The organism is Pseudomonas sp. REB1044, from assembly GCF_038813925.1.
Lineage (GTDB): Bacteria > Pseudomonadota > Gammaproteobacteria > Pseudomonadales > Pseudomonadaceae > Aquipseudomonas > Aquipseudomonas boreofloridensis.
Genome location: NZ_CP046139.1, coordinates 2,541,039 through 2,561,111 on the forward strand (window position 1 = coordinate 2,541,039; position 20,073 = coordinate 2,561,111).

Genomic DNA, 20,073 nt, shown 5'->3' on the forward strand with positions numbered 1-20,073 from the left:
ACGTTTCCAGGCTAAGTGCGGACGGGTAGGTGATCTCGGCGGCGAACAAATAGCCGATGTCCTACAGAAGAATCCGCAAATTGCGCTTATCCCGCCGGTGTCCGGGTTTAATGGGCCATACGTCGCAGGGGCAGGGTGCTTGAATCGACCGACGAACAACGGAGAAGGACCTCCCAGCCCATGCCCGCCGCCGATACTTACCCTCTGACCAGTGCTCAACGCGACATCTGGCTCGACCAGTTGAGTCGAGGTGACTCGCCGCTCTACACCACCGGTGGGTACACCGACCTGCGCGGTGACTTGCAACCGCACCCACTGCACCAGGCCTTGCGGGCATTGTTGGCGGCGCATCCGGTACTACGTACCGAGTTGCTGCTCGACGCAGGCGCCGAAGGTTTGCCGCTACAGCGCTTCGCGCCCGTCGGTGAAGCTGAAGCCGTCGAGTTGGCGATGCTGGATCTGTCCGCGCAAACCGATCCCGCCGCTGCCGCGCTCACGTGGGTACAGGCGCACATGCAGCACACCTATCGCTTCGACGGCAGCCCGCTGTTGACGTTCACCCTGTTGCGTCTGGCGCCCGACCGCCATTGGCTTGTCAGCCGTGCACACCATTTGCTACTCGATGGATGGGGCTTCGCGCAGTTGATCAAGGCGCTGGGCGACCACTACACAGCGCTGGTCGAGGGCACCTCGCCGCCGGCCGCGCAAATGTGTTACTCGGCGTTCATCGACGAGGATCGCCAGTATCGCCACTCGTCCCGCCAGGCACGCGACCGCGACTACTGGCTCGGCCGCTTCGCGCAGGTGCCAGAACCCTTGCTCGCCGCGCGGCATCACCACCGCCGCGCCACCGACCAGGCCCCGGCACGCACCTGCGTGCAGACGTTCCCTGCGAGCCTGCACGCGCGCATGCAGCAACTGGCGCAGACCCATAAGGCCTCGGCGTTTCATGTGTTGCTGGCGGCGCTGCATGTGCTGTTCACGCGCAGCGCCCAGCGCGAGGACTGGGTGGTGGGGCTGCCGATACTCAATCGGGGTGGGGCGCGGTTCAAGACCACCCTGGGCACCTTCGTTCAGGTCAGCGCGGTGCCGCTGGCCTTCTCCGCGAGCCTGTCCTTCACCGAGCTGATCGCGGCCATCCGCGATACCCTGCGCCAGGATTTCCGCCATCAGCGTCTGCCGGTCAGCGAACTGAATCGGGCGCTGGGTCTGCTGGGCGAAGAGCGCCGCCAGTTGTTCGAAGTGTCGGTGTCCTACGAACAGGACGACCATGATTACCGCTTTGGCGCCGCCAGCGGCCACACGGTCAAGGTGTCCAATAGCCACGAATCCACGCCGCTGGCCATCCATTTGCGCAGCAACCGGCACACCGACAAAGCCTGGTTGCACCTGGTGCATCATCGTGCCTGGCTTTCGGCCGATGAGGCCCACGCCTTGGGCGAGCGCTTGATGCATGTGCTCGATCAAGGCCTGCGAACGCCCACGCTGACGGTTGCCGATTTCGACCTGCTCACCGCCCATGAACATGATCGGCTACGTCACTGGAACGCGACGCAGCAGCCGATAGGCGAACCCTGTGTCCATCGACGGATCGAAGCCCAGGCCGCACAGCGGCCGCACGCGTTGGCTGCGGTACATCAGCGGCAATCGCTGAGCTACGGCGAACTGAACCAGCGGGCCAACGCCCTGGCCTGGCGCTTGATCGCCCAAGGCGTGCAGCCCGAGCAGCGGGTGGCCGTGCTGGCGCGGCGCGGACTCGACACGCTGGTGGGGCTGTTGGCCGTGCTCAAGGCCGGAGCAGCCTACGTGCCGATCGATCCAGCGCATCCTCGCGAGCGCCTGGCTTATCTGCTCGAAGACAGCGCGCCGGTGGCGCTGCTGACCCAACGCCGACTGCTCGAGCATCTGCCACGCCACGACGTACCGGTGATGGAGCTGGACGACTGCCCGCCGCCTGAGGGCGTACTGGATAACCCTAGCGTCGCCGGCCTTTATCCCCACAGCTTGGTCTATGTGATCTACACCTCCGGCTCGACCGGGCAGCCCAAGGGGGTGATGGTCGAACACCAGATGCTTGCCAATCTGGTCGATTGGCATTGCGCCGCCTTCGATGTGACGGTCGATACGCACACCTCGAGCTTGGCAGGCTTCGGCTTCGATGCGATGGCCTGGGAAATCTGGCCCGCCCTGTGCGCGGGCGCCACCCTGCACTTGGCACCGGTCGGTGAAGCAGGCGAGGATCTCGACGCGCTGCTGCGCTGGTGGCGTGCCCAGCCGCTGCAGGTGAGCTTCCTGCCGACCCCCGTAGCCGAATACGCCTTCACGCAGCCAGATCATCCCACCCTGCGTACCCTGCTGATCGGCGGCGACCGCCTGCGCACGCTGTCGTGTGAGCGGGCTTATGCGGTGATCAACAACTACGGACCTACTGAAGCAACGGTGGTGGCCAGTTCTGGGCGGGTCACCGCAGGCGCTGCACTGCACATCGGCGGCCCGATCGCCAACACCCAGTTGTACGTCCTGGATGCCCAGCAACGATTGCTGCCGATTGGCGTACCCGGAGAGCTGTACGTCGGCGGACTGGGTGTTGCTCGCGGCTATCTGGGACGCGAGCAGATGAGCGCCGAGCGTTTCCTGACCGATCCGTTCAGCTCTCGAGCCGGAGCGCGAATGTACCGCACCGGGGATCTGGTGCGCTGGCGTGACGACGGCGCCCTGGAATACCTGGGACGCAACGACGATCAGGTGAAGATCCGTGGGGTGCGCGTGGAGCTTGGCGAGATCGAGGCTGCGCTGGCCAGCCATGAGCAGGTGGACGAAGCGGTGGTGCTGCTGCGCGACGAGCAGTTGCAGGCCTGGTTCATCGGCGATGCGCCAACCCCGGGCGACTTGCACGAGCACCTGCGCGCCATGCTGCCAGCGGCCTTGCTACCAGCGGGTTATCAGCGCGTAGAGCAGTGGCCACTGACCACCAATGGCAAGCTCGACCGGCGCGCGCTGCCGGCGTTGGGCCAGGACGCTTGGGTGCGCCGCGTCCACGAAGCGCCGCGCGGCGATGTGGAAGAGCGTCTGGCGGCGCTGTGGAGCGAACTGCTTGGCGTACCCGCTATCGGCCGACACGATCACTTCTTCGAGCTTGGCGGCCACTCGCTGCTGGCGGTGCAACTGGTCGAGCGCATGCGTCAGCAGGGCCTGCGCGCCGATGTCCAGGTGCTGTTCGGGCAGCCGACCTTGGCGAGCCTTGCAGCCGCCAGTCAGGCAGGTGTGATCGAGGTGGCCGGGAACCGCGTACCCCGCGGCTGCACCCGCATAACCCCGCAGTTGTTGAGCCTTGCCCGCCTGGATCAGGCCCAGATCGACCTGATCGTCGCCAGCGTACCGGGAGGCGCCGCCAACGTTCAGGAGATCTACCCGCTGGCACCGCTGCAACAAGGCTTGCTCTATCACCACCTGCGTGGCGGCGACGATCCCTACCAGCAGCAGGCCTTGTTCTCCTTCGCCGACCGCGCCGGCTTCGAGGCCTTCGCCCAGGCGTTGCAGCATGTGGTCGACCGCCACGACATTCTGCGCACCAGCCTGTACTGGGACGGGTTGGAGCAGCCGCAGCAGGTGGTGTGGCGTGAGGCTCGCCTGCCCGTGGAAGTCCTGCAGATCGCCTGCCACGACGCGGCTGGGCAACTGCGCGCGCATTTCGCCACCGCGCAACGTTCCCTGGACCTGCGCCACGCCCCGATGATGGCGCTGGCCGGCGCCGAGGACATCGAGCACGGGCGCTGGCTGGGCTTGCTGCGCTTTCACCATTTGGTCAACGACGCCGTCTCGGTACAGGTGCTGCTGGGCGAGTTGCGCGCCATGCTGAGCGGCACACAACAGGCTTTGGCAACGCCCGTACCCTACCGCAACTACGTCGCGCTCAGCGGCGCCGAGGCCCGCCAGGCGCAGCACGAGGTGTTCTTGCGCGCGCTGCTGGCAGGGGTCGAGGCGCCGCCATCCCTGCCAGGCATGCCGACGCACGACGTGTCGCCGCAAACGCTGGAAAGCCTCGAACAGCCGCTGTCCGGCAGGCTGAACGACAGCCTGCGACGCTTGGCCAGGCAGCACGACGTCGGGCTGCCCAGCCTGTTGCACCTGGCCTGGGCCCAGGTCCTCGGTGCGCTGGCCGGGCGTGACGAGGTGGTGACCGGCACGGTGCTGCTGGGCCGGATGATGGCCGGGGAGGGCGCCGATCGCGCGCTGGGCATGTTCGTCAACAGCTTGCCGCTGCGCCTGCACCTGGCCGGACGCAGCGTGGCCCAGGCGCTGGGTGACACTCAAGGCGCATTGGCTGCCTTGTTGGAGCACGAGGACGCACCGCTTTCGCTGGCCCAGCAGTGCAGTGGTCTGCCTGCGGGTGTGCCGCTGTTCAACAGCCTGATCAATTTCCGCCATGGACTGACCCACGGACAGTCGACGCTGCCCGGTGCGCAACTCCTGGAGGCCAGCGAGGTGCAGAGTCACGCCCTGGTGCTGTCGGTGGACGATCAGGGCGACAGCCTGCGTCTGGGCGTGCGTGCGCCCCAGGCACTGGGCGCCAGTCGGGTGCTGACGTATCTGCAGCATGCCTTGGAGGTGCTGTGCGAGGCGCTCGAGCAGGACAGTTCGCAACCCCTCGAGCGGCTGTGCTGCGTACCGCCGGGCGAACGGCGGGAGCTGCTTGAGGGCTTCAACGATACTGCGCAAGCCCACGCACTGCGGGGTCGAACCTTGCCGTCGCTGTTCGAGGCGCAAGTGCGGCGTACGCCTGAGGCAATCGCCTTGCAGACCGACGAGGCCACGCTGACTTACCGCGCGCTCGACGAGCAGGCCAACCAGTTGGCCCATCATCTGATTGGCCTCGGGGTGAAGCCCGACAGCCGCGTCGGTGTATGCCTGGAGCGCGGCCTGCCGTTGCTGGTAGGGCTGCTGGGCGTGCTCAAGGCGGGGGCGGCCTACGTGCCGCTCGATCCTGAATACCCGGACGAGCGCCTGCGCTATCTGGTTCAGGACAGTTCGCCTGTGGCCGTGCTGGTCCAGGCCGCGACCCGTGGCTTGTTCGAGGCGCAGGCGGTGGCGCTGGTCGATCTCGACCTGCCGGCCTGGCAGGCGCACTCGAAGCACGCGCCTGAGGTGGCCTTGAGCGCGTCGAATCTGGCCTATGTGATGTACACCTCAGGCTCCACCGGAACGCCAAAGGGGGTGATGGTCGAGCACCGCGGCCTGGGCAACCTGATGCACTGGAGTTCGACGCTGTGTCCGCCACGGCCAGGCGACGCGCTGCTGCAGCGGGCGCCGTTCAGCTTCGACGGCTCGGTCTGGGAGCTGTTCTGGCCGCTGTGCGCCGGGCTGCGCCTGGTGCTGCCGCGCCCGGACGGGCACCGCGACCCGCACTACCTGATGCAATTGATCCAGGACCGCCAGGTAACCACGGTCAAGTTCGTACCGGCGCTGCTGCATGTCTTCCTCGAACAAGCGGGCGTGGAGCGATGCACCAGCCTGAGGGACATCTTCTGCGGCGGCGGGGAGCTGACCCTGGCCTTGGCCACGCTGCTGCGCGAGCGCCTGCCCCAGGTGCGCCTGCACAACGTCTATGGCCCTACCGAGGCCACGGTGGATAGCACCGCCTGGACCTTGGAACCTGATCAACCCTTGCCGTCGGTGGCACCGCCCATTGGCCGTGCGATCGCCAATACCCGCCTCTACGTGGTCGATACCCATGGCCGGCCGGTGCCCAAGGGCGTTGTGGGAGAGCTGTTGATCGGGGTATTGGGGTGGCCCGCGGCTACCTCGGGCTGCCAACGCTGGAAACCGACCGCTTCATCGCCAGTCCTTTCGTCCAAGGCGACCGCCTGTACCGCACGGGCGACCTGGCGCGCTGGCGTGAAGACGGCGAGCTGGAGTTCATCGGCCGCAACGATTTTCAGGTCAAGCTGCGCGGATTGCGTGTGGAATTGGGCGAAATCGAGGCCCTGCTGGCGGCGCATCCGGCGCTGGGTCAGAGCGCGGTACTGGTGCGCGATGAGCGCTTGGTGGCCTACTTTACTTGTCGCGAAGGGCAGTGTGCGCCGTCGCTCGAAGTGCTGCGCAATCATTTGCTGGCACGGCTGCCGGCGTACATGGTGCCTGCGGCTTTCGTCGCGCTAGACGAAATGCCGTTGAGCCCCAACGGCAAGGTCGACCGCAAGGCGCTGCCCGAACCCGGTCCACAAGCCCTGATTACGCGTGCTTTCGAAGCACCACGCGGGGCGTTGGAGTGCACCCTGGCGCACATCTGGAGCGAGGTACTCAAGGTCGAACAGGTGGGCCGCGACGACAATTTCTTCGAGCTGGGCGGTCATTCACTGTTGGCGGTGAATGTGGTGGCGCGGATGCGTCAAGCCGGGCTGCAGGCCGATGCCCGCCTGTTGTTCCGTCAGCCGACCCTGGCCGCACTGGCGGCCAGTGCCGGCCAGCCACGTGCCGAGGTGCAGATCGCCGCCACCACGATCCCCGGCCTCAAGGCCAGGCGCAGGCTCTGATCGCCCCAGGTTGGCGCTACTGTGCCGGCCAAATGACGCGCCACTGTGCTTGACCGGGCGGGGGCTGCGGCGCGACGCTGCGGCCGTCCGCCACGGAGAACAACAATGGACGCGTCGAACTTGCTGCTATTCGTCCCCGCCTGTTTTGCCCTGAACATGGCGCCGGGCCCGAACAACCTGCTGTCGCTGCACAATGCCAGCCGTTATGGCCTGCGCACCGCCTGCCTGGCCGGAGGCGGGCGGCTGCTGGCCTTCGCCGCAATGATCGCCCTGGCGGCGATGGGGCTGACCGTGGTGTTGCACACCCGCGAGTACCTGTTCCTGGGCATCAAGCTGGCGGGGGCGGCGTATCTGTTCTACATCGCCTGGCAGCTGTGGCGCGCCCCGGTCGCGACCGGGCCGGTCGACGATAGCCCGCGCAGGGGGCTCTGGCGCCTGGCACGGCAAGAGTTCTGGGTGGCGGCGGGCAATCCCAAGGCGATCCTGTTGTTCACTGCGTTTCTGCCGCAGTTCGTGACGGTGGACAGCCGCACGCCGTTCGCTGAGCAGTTCCTTTGGCTGGGGTTGTGGTTCCTGCTGCTGGAGTGGATCGCTATCGCCGTCTACGCCGGCCTGGGCGTGTTCCTGCAGCGTTGGTTCAACCGCCCACGCGCGCGGCGGCTGTTCAACCGGGTCAGTGCCTCGCTGCTGGGGTGTGCCGGGATCGGCTTGCTGGTCGCGCGGCCGCGCTGAACCGCCCGTCGGTGAAGCCCCTCAATCGCGGTAGAACACCTGCACCAGGTGATAGCCGAACTTGCTCTTGATCGGGCCGTGCACCACCCGCAGCGGTTTCTTGAAAATCACCTGGTCGATGACGCCCACCATCTGCCCTGGGCGCACTTCGCCCAGGTCGCCGCCGCGTTTGCCGGAAGGGCAGGTGGAGAACCTCTTGGCCAGCACGTCGAACGCCTCGCCCTTGGCCAGGCGCTGCTTGAGCTGCTCGGCTTCTTCGACGGTCTTGACCAGGATGTGGCGGGCTTGTGCTTTCATGGCGTACCTGTAGCTGCGGCGAAAAAAGAGGGCATTATGCCTGATGACGTCGCTTCGGACCTGCCCAATACGCAGCGCTCCCTGTCACTGCGCCAACCACCCACCATCGACGTTCCAGGCCGCGCCACGCACTTGGCTGCCAGCCTCGCTGCACAGGAACAGCGCCAATTCGCCCAACTGCTGCGGGGTCACGAAGGCCCGTGAAGGCTGCTTCTCGGCCAGCAGCTCATGTTCGGCCTGCTGTGGATCGCCATCGCCAGCACGCGCGTCGATCTGCTGCTGCACCAGCGGGGTCAGCACGAAGCCTGGGCACAAGGCATTGCAGGTGATCGAGGTGGTCGCTGTCTCCAGCGCCACTACCTTGGTCAGCCCGAGCACGCCGTGCTTGGCGGCGACGTAGGCGCTTTTGCCCGTGGAGCCGACCAGCCCGTGCACCGAGGCGATGTTGATGATGCGCCCCCAGCCACGCGCGCGCATGCCCGGCAGGGCCAGGCGAATGCCATGGAACACGGCCGACAGGTTGAGCGCGATGATCTGGTCCCAGCGCTGTACTGGGAACGCCTCAACCGGTGCGACGTGCTGGATTCCAGCGTTGTTGACGAGAATGTCGATGCCGCCGAACTCATGCTCGGCGAAAGCGAACAGCGCTTCGATCTGCGCCACGTCGGCAAGGTCCGCTGCGTGATGGCCGACCTTCACGCCATGGCCGCGGATCGCGTCGAGGGCCGGCTGTGGATCGCCGAAGCCGTTGAGCAGAATGTTCGCGCCCGCCCGCGCCAGCACCTGGGCGATGCCCAGGCCGATACCGCTGGTGGAACCGGTGACCAATGCTGTCTTGCCTGCGAGCGTCATGTGCAACTCCTGGTAGCGAACGGATGAACAGGGACCGGGTCAGCGTCGCGGGTCGAATGCCTCGCGCAGTGCATCGCCGATGAACACCAGCAGCGAAAGGATCGTCGCCAGTGCGAAGAATGCCGTGAAGCCCAGCCACGGCGCCTCCAGGTGCTGCTTACCCTGGGTTACCAACTCGCCCAAGGAGGCGCTGCCGGCGGGCATGCCGAAGCCGAGGAAGTCCAGGGCGGTAAGGGTGGTGATGGCACCGGTGAGCATGAAGGGAATATAGGTCAGCGTCGCGTTCAGGGCATTGGGCAGGATGTGCCTGAGCATCACCTGGGTGTCGCTCAGGCCCAGGGCGCGGGCGGCCTTGACGTATTCCAGGCTGCGGCCGCGGAGAAATTCGGCGCGCACCACATCCACCAGCGTGAGCCAGGAAAACAGCGCCAGGATGCCCAGCAGCCACCAGAAGTCCGGTTCGACGAAGCCGGAAAGGATGATCAGCAGGTACAGCACGGGCATCCCCGACCAGACCTCCAGCAGTCGCTGGCCGAGCAGGTCGACCCAACCCCCGTGGTAGCCCTGCAAGGCCCCGGCGCTGACGCCGATCAGCACGCTGAGCAGCGTCAGCGCGAAGGCAAACAGCAGCGACACCCGGGTGCCGTACAGTACCCGGGCGAGCACGTCGCGGCCCTGGTCGTCGGTCCCCAGCCAGTTCACCGTGCTCGGTGCACTGGGCGTGGGCACCTCCAGGTCGTAGTTGGGCGTATCGGCGCTGAAGGGGATGGGGGCGAACAGCATCCATCCGCCTTGGGCTTCGATCAGCCGGCGCACGTAGGTGCTGCGGTAATCGGGCTGGAAGGGCAGTTCACCGCCGAACTGCTGCTCGGTGTAGCGTTTGAGTGCCGGACTGTAGAGCTCGCCCTGATAGCTGAGCAGCAGTGGTTTGTCGTTGGCGACCAGTTCGGCGCCCAGGCTCAGCAGCAGGATCGCGCCGAACAGCCACAGCGACGCCCAGCCCAGGCGGTTACGGCGAAAACGTTGCAGGCGACGTCGGGCGATAGGCGACAGCATCAGTGCGCCCTCGCGTCGAAGTCAATCCGCGGGTCGAGCAGCGTGTAGCAGAGGTCGCCGATCAGGCGAATCAGCAGGCCACCCAAGGTGAAGATGAACAAAGTGCCGAACACCACCGGATAATCCCGGGACACTGCCGCGTCGTAACTCAGGCGCCCGAGGCCGTCGAGGGAGAAGATCACTTCGATCAGCAGGGAGCCGGCGAAGAACACGCTGATCAAGGCCTGCGGCACGCCGGCCACCACCAGCAGCAGGGCATTGCGCAGCACATGGCCGTACAGCACCCGGCGCTCGCTCAAGCCCTTGGCCCTTGCAGTGACCACGTAGTGCCGGGAAATCTCCTCGAGAAACGCATTCTTGGTCAGCAGCGTCAGGGTGGCGAAACCGCCGATCACCAGGGCGCCGACCGGCAGTACCAGATGCCAGAAATAATCGGCGACTTTGCCCAGCAGGCTCAGTTGGTCGAAATCTTCGGAGACCAGCCCGCGCACGGGAAACCAGTTCAGCGAGGTGCCGCCGGCGAACAGGACGATCAGCAGCAGGGCGAACAGAAACGAGGGCAGGGCGTAGCCGACCACGATCAGCACACTGCTCCAGGCGTCGAAGCGGCTGCCATGGCGCACGGCCTTGGCAATGCCCAGTGGGATCGACACCAGGTAGGTAATGAGCGTGGCCCACAGGCCCAGCGACAGGGTGACTGGCAGCTTGTCGAGGATCAGGTCGGTGACCTTGGCGCCGCGAAAGAAGCTGTGGCCGAAGTCGAGCCTGGCGTACTGGCCGAGCATCAGCCAGAGCCGCTCGGGGGCACTCTTGTCGAAGCCGTACTGGTGTTTGATCTGCTCGATCATCTTCGGGTCCAGGCCCCGGCTGGCGCGAGACTGGCCTTGAAGCGCTTCGACACGTGCCCCCGGCGCGCCGCCACCGATGCCCTGCAGGCGGGCCACGGCCTGTTCCACAGGCCCGCCGGGGGCGGCCTGGACGATGGCGAAATTCACCAGCAGGATCGCCAGCAGCGTGGGCACGATCAGCAGCAGACGCCGCAGCAGATAGCCGGTCATGGTGCCGCCTTCAAGCGCTCGGCCATCTGCGCTTCGGTCAGCGCAGTCGGGCTGACCTCCCACCAGGTGTCCAGCCCCTCGTCATACCTGGCCTGCACCTTGGGCAGCCCGAAGCGATTCCACCAGACGGTGGAGCTTCCCGGCGGGTAGTAGTTGGGGATCCAGTAATAATTCCATTGCAGCACCCGATCCAGCGCATGGGCGTAGCGCTGCATGTCGGCCTGGGTCGAGGCGTGGACCAGGCCGTCGAGTAGCCGGTCCACGGCAGGATCCTGGAGCACCATGAGGTTGTTCGAGCCGGGGTCGTGGGCGGCGGCGGAGCCGAAGTAGTTGTACTGCTCGGCCCCAGGCGACAGGGTGACGGGATAGCCGGTGATGACCATGTCGTAGTCGCGCGCCATGAGCCGGTTGATGTACTGGGCCGAGTCCACGTTGCGGATGTTCATCTCGATGCCGATCTGCGCCAGGTTGCGCTTCCATGGCAGCAGCAGGCGCTCCAGGCCGGCCTGGCCGTTGAGGAAGGTAAAACTCAACGGCGTGCCCTCGGCATCGACCAGGCGATCACCCTCGGGGCGCCAGCCAGCGGCTTGCAGCAGTTGCAGCGCGTGCAACTGTTGCGGGCGGATGATGCCCGAGCCATTGGTCACCGGTGCCTTGAACACCTGGGTGAACACGTGGTCGGGGATCTGCCCGCGCAAGGGTTCGAGGATCTTCAGTTCTTCGACATCGGGCAGTTCGCGGGCGGCCAAGGGCGTATTGGAGAACAGGCTCTGCTGGCGGATGTAGAGGTTGCGCATCATCTGCCGGTTGCTCCACTCGAAATCCCAGAGCAGGGCCAGGGCCTGGCGCACACGGCGGTCGGCGAACATCGGCCTGGACAGGTTGAACACGAAGCCTTGGGCGCTTTGCGGTTTGTCCGGCCCTAATTGCGCGCGCTGCAGGCGACCGTCGGCCAGCGCGGCACCGTTGTAGCCTTGGGTATACCCGGTGGCGGAAAACTCGCGGTTGTAGTCGTAACCGCCGCCTTTGAGCACTTGGCGGGCCACCTCGGTGTCGCCGAAGTACTCCACGCGAATGCGCTGGAAGTTGTAGCGTCCGCGGTTGACGGGCAGATCGCGGGCCCACCAGTTGGGATCGCGCTCGAAGGTGATGCTGCGGCCATTGTCCAGGCGCGCGATGCGGTAGGGGCCGCTGCCCAGCGGTGTATCGAAACCGCCACCGTGGGCGAAGTCGCGGGTCTTCCAGTCATGTTCAGGCAGCACCGGCAGGCTGGCCAGGTCCAGTGCCAGGGTTCGACCGTGAGGTTGGCGAAAATCGAAACGCACGCTGCGCGGACCTTCGACGCTGACGGCGGTCACGTCGGCGAACTGGGTGCGGTACTTGAGGCTGCCTTTGCTCATCAGCAGCTCGAAGGTGAAGCGCACGTCTTCGGCGCGCACCGGCTTGCCGTCGGCAAAGGTCGCGCGGGGATCGATCTCCACCCGTAGCCAGGCATCGTCAGGGCCGCGCTCCATGCGTCGGGCGATCAGTCCATAGACGGTGTACGGCTCATCCAGCGAGCGCACGGCCAAGGGTGCATAGAGCCAGCCATCGACTTGACTGACCCCGGTTCCTTCATCGATGAAGGGCAAAACATGGTCGTACTGGCCGATTTCGAGTGCCGAGCGGCGCAGGCTGCCGCCCTTGGGCGCGTCCGGGTCAACGTAATCGAAGTGTGGGAAGTCGGCGCGGTAGCGAGGCGGTTCGTCGTAGACGGTCAACGCGTGCGAGGGTGCGGCGAGGCTGGCGGTGCTCAGCCACGCCCCGACCAGCAACACGGCCAGACGGGGGCAGGCGATGCCCGCTCCCACAAGGGCACTGCAGGGGCGGGCGAACAAGAGCGGGTCAGTCCTGGCGGCTGGTCACTTCCAGCAGGTGATAGCCGAACTGGGTTTTCACCGGACCTTGCACGGTGTTGACCGGCGCGCTGAACACCACGGTATCGAATTCCTTGACCATCTGACCGGGGCCGAACGAGCCTAGGTCGCCGCCCTGGCGGCTGGAGGGGCAGCTGGAGTTGGCCTTGGCAATTTCGCCGAAGTCGGCACCGGCTTCGATCTGGGCTTTGAGTTCGTTGCACTTGTCTTCGGTGCTGACGAGGATGTGACGGGCGGTGGCACGTGCCATGACAGGAATTCCTTGGATGAATGAAGATACAAGCCTACAGCAAAGCTTGGGCATGTGTCTGCGCCCGCCGAGTCTAGCGACAACTGCTCCGGCATGCGTGCGTCGGGCGATCTCAAGACAGTCGCCGGGCTGCATCGCGCAGCAGCTCGGCGGTGCTGTCCCAACCCAGGCAGCCATCGGTGATCGACACCCCGTACTTCAAGGCGCCTTTGCCCAATGCCTGGCAACCCTCGAACAGATGCCCCTCGATCATCACGCCGATGATCGAGGTGTCGCCGGCCAGGCGTTGATCCAGGACGTCCTCGAATACCGCCGGCTGACGCGCTGGGTCCTTGCCGCTGTTAGCGTGGCTGCAATCGACCATGATCCGAGCCTGCAAACCGGCCTTGGCCAGGCCTTGTCGGGCCAGTGCAAGGCTGTCGGCGTCGTAGTTCGGGCCTTTATGCCCACCACGCAGTACCAGGTGCGTATCCGGATTGCCGAAGGTCTCGATGATCGCGGGATGACCCTGCGCGTCCATGCCGAAATGACGATGACCCGCGACGGCACTGCGCATGGCGTCGGTGGCGACGGCTATGCCGCCATCGGTGCCGTTCTTGAAACCGACTGGCAGTTCCAGGCCACTGACCATCTCCCGGTGAATCTGCGACTCGGTGGTGCGCGCGCCGATGGCAGCCCAGCTCAGCAGGTCGTCGAAGTAGCCGGCAGCCATGGGCTGCAACAGTTCGGTGGCAATCGGCAGACCGCGTTCGAGCATGCCCAGCATCAAGCCCCGCGACAGGGCGATGCCGGCATGCATGTCGTCGCTCCCGTCCAGGTGCGGATCGTAGGCCAGGCCTTTCCAGCCGACGGTGGTCCGTGGTTTCTCGACGTAGGCGCGCATCACCAGCAGCAACTGGTCGCTCAGCTCACGGCTCAGGGCGGCGAGGCGGTCGGCGTACTCAAGGGCTGAGCGCGGGTCGTGGATCGAGCAGGGGCCGACCACCACCAGCAGACGTGAGTCGCGGCCGTCGAGAATGGCGCGCACGGCCTGGCGATGGTCATGGACCTGTTGCGCGAGTTCGCTGCAGAGCGGCATCTGCTGCTTGAGCAGGTGCGGGCTGGGTAGGCGTTGGCTGACGGCGGCGTTGGCCGCAACGGGTTGGGTCAGGGGCAAGGCGAGGTTCGAAGAATGCATGGCGAGGTTTTCCTTGGGCGGACGGCGGGTGTGGGCCCGCGCCGTCGGCCCTATCGAGGTGTTCGACAGGTTGTCGGATGAGCGTTGCGTGCAGCATTGCCACCGGTCAGGGTCCGTACGGAGGCGGCAGGCTGGCCCGAACGGGAATGGCTAAATCGCCAGGCGTGGGGGAAGGCGTAGGGATAGCTGACGTAGTTCATGGTGTTGTCCTCAGAAGTGCTGAACGAATGTAGAAGCCGTTAAACGCAAAACCCCCGGTCGGGGGGCCGACCGGGGGTTTGAGTAGTCTCATGTTCGGCGGCCCCTCGAAGGTGGGCGCCGGGTGGGTATCGGCGCCTAGTGGCTAAACCAATACCCAAAGTAGGAGCAGGCTGCGACGTCACGACCGGCAACGGCCAGCACAGGGCGCACGAGGCGTCCGGCGGTGATGGCGTGATTGCAGGTGTGTTTCGACATGTTGCTCTCCAATGAATGAAACCGAGCTTACTGCAGCGCTGCGCGGTGTTCAATCGGTAAATGCTATCGGGGTGATTGCACGCGGCGTTCAGGCACCCGCGTGTGCAACGAGTACCGGAGATGAGGGCTGTCAGACCGCATAGTGCTTGAGTTCCCGCGCGATCAGCATGCGCTGGATCTCGCTCGATCCTTCGTAGATCTGGGTGATTCGCGCATCCCGGTAGTACTTCTCGACCGGATAGTCCTCCAGATACCCGTACCCGCCATGCACCTGAATCGCCATTGAGCACACCCGTTCGGCCATTTCCGAGGCGAACAGCTTGGCTTGCGAGGCCTCCGACAGGCAGGGTTTGCCCGCACTGCGCAGGCGCGCTGCATGCAGGATCAGCAGCCGCGCGGCGTTGAGCTGCACCTGCATGTCGGCCAACAGGTTGGCGATGCTTTGGTGCTCGTTGATCGGCTTGCCGAACTGGATACGCTCGCGCGAATAGGTGAGCGCGGCTTCGAAGGCCGCGCGGGCGATGCCCAGAGCCTGGGCGGCGATGCCGATGCGTCCGCCTTCGAGGTTGGACAAGGCGATGGCCAGGCCCTTGCCGCGCTCGCCCAGCAGGTTGGCCTCGGGGATACGGCAGGCGTCGAGGGTCACGGCGCAGGTGTCGGAGGCGCGGATGCCCATCTTGTGTTCGCTGCGGTCGACCTTGAAGCCGGGGTTGTCGGTCTCCACCAGGAAGGCCGACAGGCCCTTCTTGCCCAACTGCGGGTCGGTGACGGCGAAGACGATGGCCAGTCCGGCGCGCTTGGCGTTGCTGACGAACTGCTTGGCCCCGTCGATGACCCAGTGGCCGTCGACCAACTCGGCGCGGGTGCGCAGGTTATGGGCTTCGGAGCCGGCCTGGGGCTCGGTCAGGCAGAAGCAGCCGATCACTTCGCCGCTGGCCAGGCGTGGCAGCCACTGCTGCTGTTGTTCGGACGTGCCATAGGCCAGCAGCGGACCGCAGCCCACCGAGTTGTGGATGCTCATCAGCGCGCCGATGGCGCCGTCGCCGGCAGAGATTTCCTCGACAGCCAGGGCGTAGGCCACGTAGTCGGTGTAGCTGCCGCCGAAGGTGTCGGGCACCACCATGCCCAGCAGGCCCAGTTCGCCCATGGCGCGTACCACGGCGTCATCGATCCAGCCGGCCTTCTCCCAGGCCTGTGCATGGGGTGCGATCTCGCCGCGCGCGAAGTCGCGGGCCATGTCGCGGATCATGATCTGCTCTTCGCTCAGTTCCAGGTCTTGCATGCTACGACTCCCGGCTCACAGGCCTTCGAAGAATTGATCGACCCGCTGGCTGGACAGCGCGGCGAGGGTCGGTGGGTTCCAGCGCGGCTGCTTGTCCTTGTCGACGATCAAGGCGCGCACCCCTTCGACGATGTCGCCGTGGGCGAACCACTGGCGGTCCAGGTGCAGCTCCATGGCGAAGCAGTCTTCCAGGCTGCGGTGGCGACCACGACGCAGCATCTCCAGCGTCACCGCCATGGCCAGCGGCGAGCGAGTTTCCAGCAGGTCGGCGGTGGCGTGCGCCCACTGCTGGCTATCACCGATGCGCACGCTGCGCAGTTGTTCGAGGATGCTGGGCAGGTCGGGCTGGCCGAAGTAGTGATCGATCACCGGGCGCAGGCGTGCCAGTGGCGCATCCTCAAGGGTTTGGGTGCCCAGTTTGGCCAGCAGACCTTGCAGGTCCTTGAGCGGATGACTGCCGAAATTCAACGCGTCCAGGCCCTGGTCCAGGGTGCTGAGCCGGTCGCTGGCCAGATACCAGTCCGCCAGCCCGCAATACAGGGCGTCAGCGGCCTGAACCTGCGTGCCGCTGACCCCCAGGTAGGTACCCAGCTCACCCGGAATGCGCGACAGGAAGTAGCTGCCGCCGACATCCGGGAAGTAACCGATACCGACTTCTGGCATGCCCAGCCGGCTGCGCTCGGTGACGATGCGCAGGTCGGCGCCTTGGGCCAGGCCCATGCCACCACCGAGGGTGAAACCGTCCATGATCACCAGGACCGGCTTGCGGTAGTGGTGAATGCACAGGTCGAGTGCGTACTCCTCGACGAAGAAGCGCTCGTGCAGGTCGCTGCCGGCCTTGTAGCTGTCGTGCAGGGAGCGGATGTCGCCGCCGGCACAGAAGCCTTTCGGGCCTTCGCCGCGTAGCACCACCGCCTTGATCCGTGGGTCTTGCGCCCAGGTCTGGAGGTGCTGGTGGAGGCTGCGCACCATATCCAAGGTCAGGGCGTTGAGGCCGCTGGGACGGTTGAGGGTGAGGTGGCCGATATGGTTGCGGACATCGGCCAGCACCTGATCGGTGGACGGAAGTGGAGCGTGGACGGTCATCACGTTCTCCCTGCTTTGTTATTGATTTTCCATGTGAAGTCTGGAAATACGCTGGAGGATCGAGGGATCCTGCCATGCATATTTACCCGGCACAATCGACAAAAATGCAGCAGTCGGGTGCATTTTTGCGTCAGCGACGGGTTCTGAATAGGACCGCAAGGGCAGGGCAATGGTTTGCTTGAAAGGTGCGCACTGGTGGAGATGATGTGACGTCGCAGCGGCATTGCACCGTGGCGACGTCGCGCGCTCGAACAGGAATCAGTGACGGTCCAGCCACACGGTTTGTACGTTGCAGAACTCACGCAGGCCGAAGTGCGACAGTTCACGGCCGAACCCGCTTTTCTTGACACCGCCGAACGCCACGCGGGGGTCGGAGGCGCAATAGCCATTGATGAACACCGCGCCGGTGTCCAGCGCAGGAATCATGCGCTCGGCCAGGGCCAGATCGGCGGTGTAGATCGTCGAAGCCAGACCGAAATCGCTGTCATTGGCCAGTTCCACCGCGTGCTGCGCATCGCGAGCACGGGTGATCGCGGCCACCGGGCCGAACAATTCCTGCCTGAAGGCCGTCATGTCCGGGGTGACGTCGCCGAGTACCGTGGGGGCGTAGAAGTTCGCCGCACCGTCGAGCTTGTGGCCGCCGAGCAGCAGTGTAGCGCCTTCGGCCAAGGTGGCCTGGACTTGCCCGTCGAGTTCGTCGCGCAGGTCGAAGCGCGCCATCGGGCCGATGTAGGTGTCGTCGTCCAGCGGATTGCCGAGCTGCAGCGCGCGGGTGGCGGCGACGAACTTCTCGCTGAACGCCTCGACGATGCTGTCTTCGATGATGAAGCGCTTGGCCGCCGCGCAGACTTGCCCGGTGTTCTGGTAGCGGCCGATCACCGCAGCCTTGACCGCTTCGTCCAGGTCGGCATCGGCCAGCACGATGAAGGGGTCCGACCCACCGAGTTCCAGCACGCACTTCTTCAGCGCGGCGCCGGCCTGGGCGCCGATGGCCATGCCGGCGCGCACGCTGCCGGTGAGGGTCACGGCGGCGATACGTGGGTCGTTGATCGCACGGGTCACGCCGTCGGGGTGACGTTGATCACTTCGAACACGCCCTGCGGCAGACCCGCCAGGTTGAACAGTTCAGCCAGCAGATAGGCGCTGCCCATGACGTTCGGTGCATGCTTGAGCACATAGGTGTTGCCCGCCAGCAAAGCCGGCACGGCGCCGCGCAAGACCTGCCAGATCGGGAAGTTCCAGGGCATCACCGCCAGAATCGGGCCCAGCGGACGGTACTCGATGCGCGCCTTCTCCACTTGCGTGGCCTCAGGGGTGAGCATGGCCGGACCGTGCTCGGCATACCACTGGCACAGGCCGACGCACTTGCTCACTTCGCCCCGCGCCTGAGCGATCGGCTTGCCGATTTCGCGGGCAATCATCTGGGCGAAGGCTTCGTGACGGCTCTGCAAGGCCTCAGCCAGAGCACGCAGGTAAGCGCTGCGTTGCGCCAGCGATACTTGGCGCCATTGAGTGTATCCGTGCTTGGCCCGCTGCAAGGCTGCGTCCAGTGCGGCCTCGGTGTCGTACGGGTAGACGCCGATCTGCTCGCCGGTGAAGGGATCGACGGAAATGGCATGGGTCAGGCTGCTAATGGCACTCATGGCTGTTCCTCTTGCTGTCCTGGACGGTGTCGTTTCGATTGTGGCCAGACTAAAAGCGTATCGATTTGATGAAAACTGAATAATACTGAGCGAATCATTCACGAATGGAGAAAAGCTGTGGACCTGGTGCAACTGGAGATGTTCAAGGCAGTCGCCGAGCACGGCAGCATCAGCGCAGCGGCTCAACAGATTCATCGAGTACCGTCGAACCTGACCACCCGCATCAAGCAATTGGAAGAAGACTTGGGCGTGGCGTTGTTCATCCGCGAGAAAAGCCGATTGCGGCTGTCACCGGCGGGCTGGAATTTTCTCGACTACACCCGGCGTATCCTGGATTTGGTACAGGAGGCCCGCGCCACGGTCGCCGGGGAGGATCCGCAGGGCACCTTCGCCCTGGGTTCTCTGGAAAGCACGGCGGCGGTGCGTATTCCGGCACTGCTGGCGGCCTACAACCAGCGCTATCCGAAAGTCGACCTGGACCTGTCCACCGGGCCGTCGGGGACCATGCTCGAAGGGGTATTGTCCGGACGCCTGGTGGCGGCCTTCGTCGATGGCCCGGTATTGCACCCGACGTTGGAAGGCATTGCGGTCTTCGAAGAGGAAATGATGGTCATCGCGCCGTTGAACCACGCGCCGATCGGTCGTGCCCAGGATGTCAACGGCCAGAACATCTATGCCTTTCGCGCCAACTGCTCTTATCGCCATCACTTCGAAAGCTGGTTCGTCAAAGATCACGCGGTGCCAGGCAAAATCCATGAAATGGAGTCCTACCACGGCATGCTTGCTTGCGTCAGTGCCGGGGCCGGTCTGGCGTTGATGCCGCGCAGCATGCTCGACAGCATGCCTGGGGCGAGCACCGTCAGCGCCTGGCCGTTGTGTGAGGATTTTCGCTACCTCAGGACCTGGCTGGTGTGGCGTCGCGGGACGGTGTCGCGAAGCTTGAGCATGTTCATTCGGCTGCTTGAGGAGCGTAAAGAGATGTGTAAATAGCCAAAACCTATGACTCAATAACATTTTTTCACAAAATGGTGGCAAATAACTTTCATCTTGACACTGGCGTGATGATAATCGGACAAGTATTACTACTTGTGTCCCAGATGGGATGTCGTGGGCACAAGCGCAGAATAGAGGGGCACACCCCCAATTGCCGCAGGCCGCCTACCATCGACTGCCTGTCCGTCAAGTTCACCTGGAGTAGTCATTGATGAAGAACCGTCTCGCCACCTCGTTGGCCGTGGCAGTGCTGGCGCTGGCCGGTACGCAATTGGCACAGGCCGCCCAAGTGTCGGGCGCCGTGGGCGTCACCAGTCAGGGCGACATGACCTATCGCCTGGGCATGTCCTTCGATTGGGACAAGAAATGGCTGCAAAGCAGCGTCGGCCACGTCAGCGGTTACTGGGACGCCGACTACACCTACTGGGAAGGCGGTGACTACAGCGGCGCGCACTCGCTGTCGTTCAGCCCGGTGTTCACCTATGAATTCGGCGACTCGGGCTACGTGCCGTTCATCGAAGCCGGTGTCGGTGTCGCCGTGTTCTCTAAAACCGATGTGGGCGATCAGAAGCTGGGTTCAGCGTTCAACTTCGAAGACCGTATTGGCTTCGGCGTGAAGCTGCCGGGTCAGCAGAAGGTTGGCATCCGTGCTACGCACTACTCCAACGCTGGTATCAAGCAGCCTAACGACGGTATCGAGTCGTATGCGCTGTTCTACAGCGCCGCGTTCTAAGCGCTGAGC

The 20,073-nt window shown here is 65.0% G+C and carries 12 protein-coding genes and 2 pseudogenes; 4 read left to right on the top strand and 10 right to left on the bottom strand.

The genetic code is table 11. The features are described 5' to 3' along the window. The first annotated feature begins 180 nt into the window (after positions 1–180). Together GKC70_RS11530 and GKC70_RS11535 are read left to right on the top strand one after the other, a co-directional pair. A pseudogene (locus GKC70_RS11530) lies at positions 181–6,533 on the top strand (amino acid adenylation domain-containing protein). Between the two features lie 105 nt (positions 6,534–6,638). Then, positions 6,639–7,265: a LysE family translocator gene (locus tag GKC70_RS11535; RefSeq protein WP_342651403.1), complete on the top strand. Its 627-nt coding sequence runs from the start codon at positions 6,639–6,641 to the stop codon at positions 7,263–7,265. Positions 7,266–7,286: 21 nt separating this feature from the next. Here GKC70_RS11535 and GKC70_RS11540 read toward each other — a convergent pair whose 3' ends face one another. From GKC70_RS11540 to GKC70_RS11585, 10 genes and pseudogenes are all read right to left on the bottom strand, one after another. Further along, positions 7,287–7,562, bottom strand: coding sequence for a peptidylprolyl isomerase (locus GKC70_RS11540; RefSeq protein WP_342651404.1), 276 nt, complete (start codon positions 7,560–7,562; stop codon positions 7,287–7,289). A gap of 84 nt (positions 7,563–7,646) precedes the next feature. After that, positions 7,647–8,414: a 3-hydroxybutyrate dehydrogenase gene (gene hbdH, locus GKC70_RS11545; protein ID WP_342651405.1), complete on the bottom strand. Its 768-nt coding sequence runs from the start codon at positions 8,412–8,414 to the stop codon at positions 7,647–7,649. Positions 8,415–8,453: 39 nt separating this feature from the next. Then, entirely contained in the window at positions 8,454–9,470 is a 1,017-nt protein-coding gene (locus GKC70_RS11550; RefSeq protein ID WP_342651406.1) for an ABC transporter permease, read from the bottom strand. Next, positions 9,470–10,528, bottom strand: coding sequence for a microcin C ABC transporter permease YejB (gene yejB, locus GKC70_RS11555; RefSeq protein WP_295481962.1), 1,059 nt, complete (start codon positions 10,526–10,528; stop codon positions 9,470–9,472). The genes GKC70_RS11550 and yejB overlap by 1 nt, the downstream gene beginning before the upstream one ends. Next, positions 10,525–12,366 carry an extracellular solute-binding protein gene (locus GKC70_RS11560; RefSeq protein WP_342651509.1) on the bottom strand — a complete coding sequence of 614 codons (1,842 nt, stop codon included), beginning with the start codon at positions 12,364–12,366 and terminating at the stop codon, positions 10,525–10,527. The genes yejB and GKC70_RS11560 overlap by 4 nt, the downstream gene beginning before the upstream one ends. Before the next feature lie 46 nt (positions 12,367–12,412). After that, positions 12,413–12,694, bottom strand: a complete 282-nt coding sequence (locus GKC70_RS11565; protein WP_029615238.1) for a peptidylprolyl isomerase — start codon at positions 12,692–12,694, stop codon at positions 12,413–12,415. 112 nt (positions 12,695–12,806) lie between these two features. Continuing rightward, a complete protein-coding gene (locus GKC70_RS11570) occupies positions 12,807–13,871 on the bottom strand; it encodes a 3-deoxy-7-phosphoheptulonate synthase (RefSeq protein ID WP_342651407.1) in 1,065 nt (354 codons plus the stop codon). 586 nt (positions 13,872–14,457) lie between these two features. Next, positions 14,458–15,609, bottom strand: a complete 1,152-nt coding sequence (locus GKC70_RS11575; RefSeq protein ID WP_342651408.1) for an acyl-CoA dehydrogenase family protein — start codon at positions 15,607–15,609, stop codon at positions 14,458–14,460. Positions 15,610–15,624: 15 nt separating this feature from the next. Then, positions 15,625–16,695, bottom strand: a complete 1,071-nt coding sequence (locus GKC70_RS11580) for an enoyl-CoA hydratase/isomerase family protein (RefSeq protein ID WP_342651409.1) — start codon at positions 16,693–16,695, stop codon at positions 15,625–15,627. A gap of 258 nt (positions 16,696–16,953) precedes the next feature. Continuing rightward, positions 16,954–18,338: pseudogene (locus GKC70_RS11585) on the bottom strand (aldehyde dehydrogenase family protein). Between the two features lie 117 nt (positions 18,339–18,455). Between GKC70_RS11585 and GKC70_RS11590 the strand changes: the two are divergent. Further along, positions 18,456–19,328 (top strand): LysR family transcriptional regulator, encoded by an 873-nt coding sequence (locus GKC70_RS11590; protein ID WP_342651410.1) that lies wholly within the window; start codon positions 18,456–18,458, stop codon positions 19,326–19,328. Positions 19,329–19,542: 214 nt separating this feature from the next. After that, positions 19,543–20,064, top strand: a complete 522-nt coding sequence (locus GKC70_RS11595) for an acyloxyacyl hydrolase (protein ID WP_342651411.1) — start codon at positions 19,543–19,545, stop codon at positions 20,062–20,064. Positions 20,065–20,073: the final 9 nt, after the last annotated feature.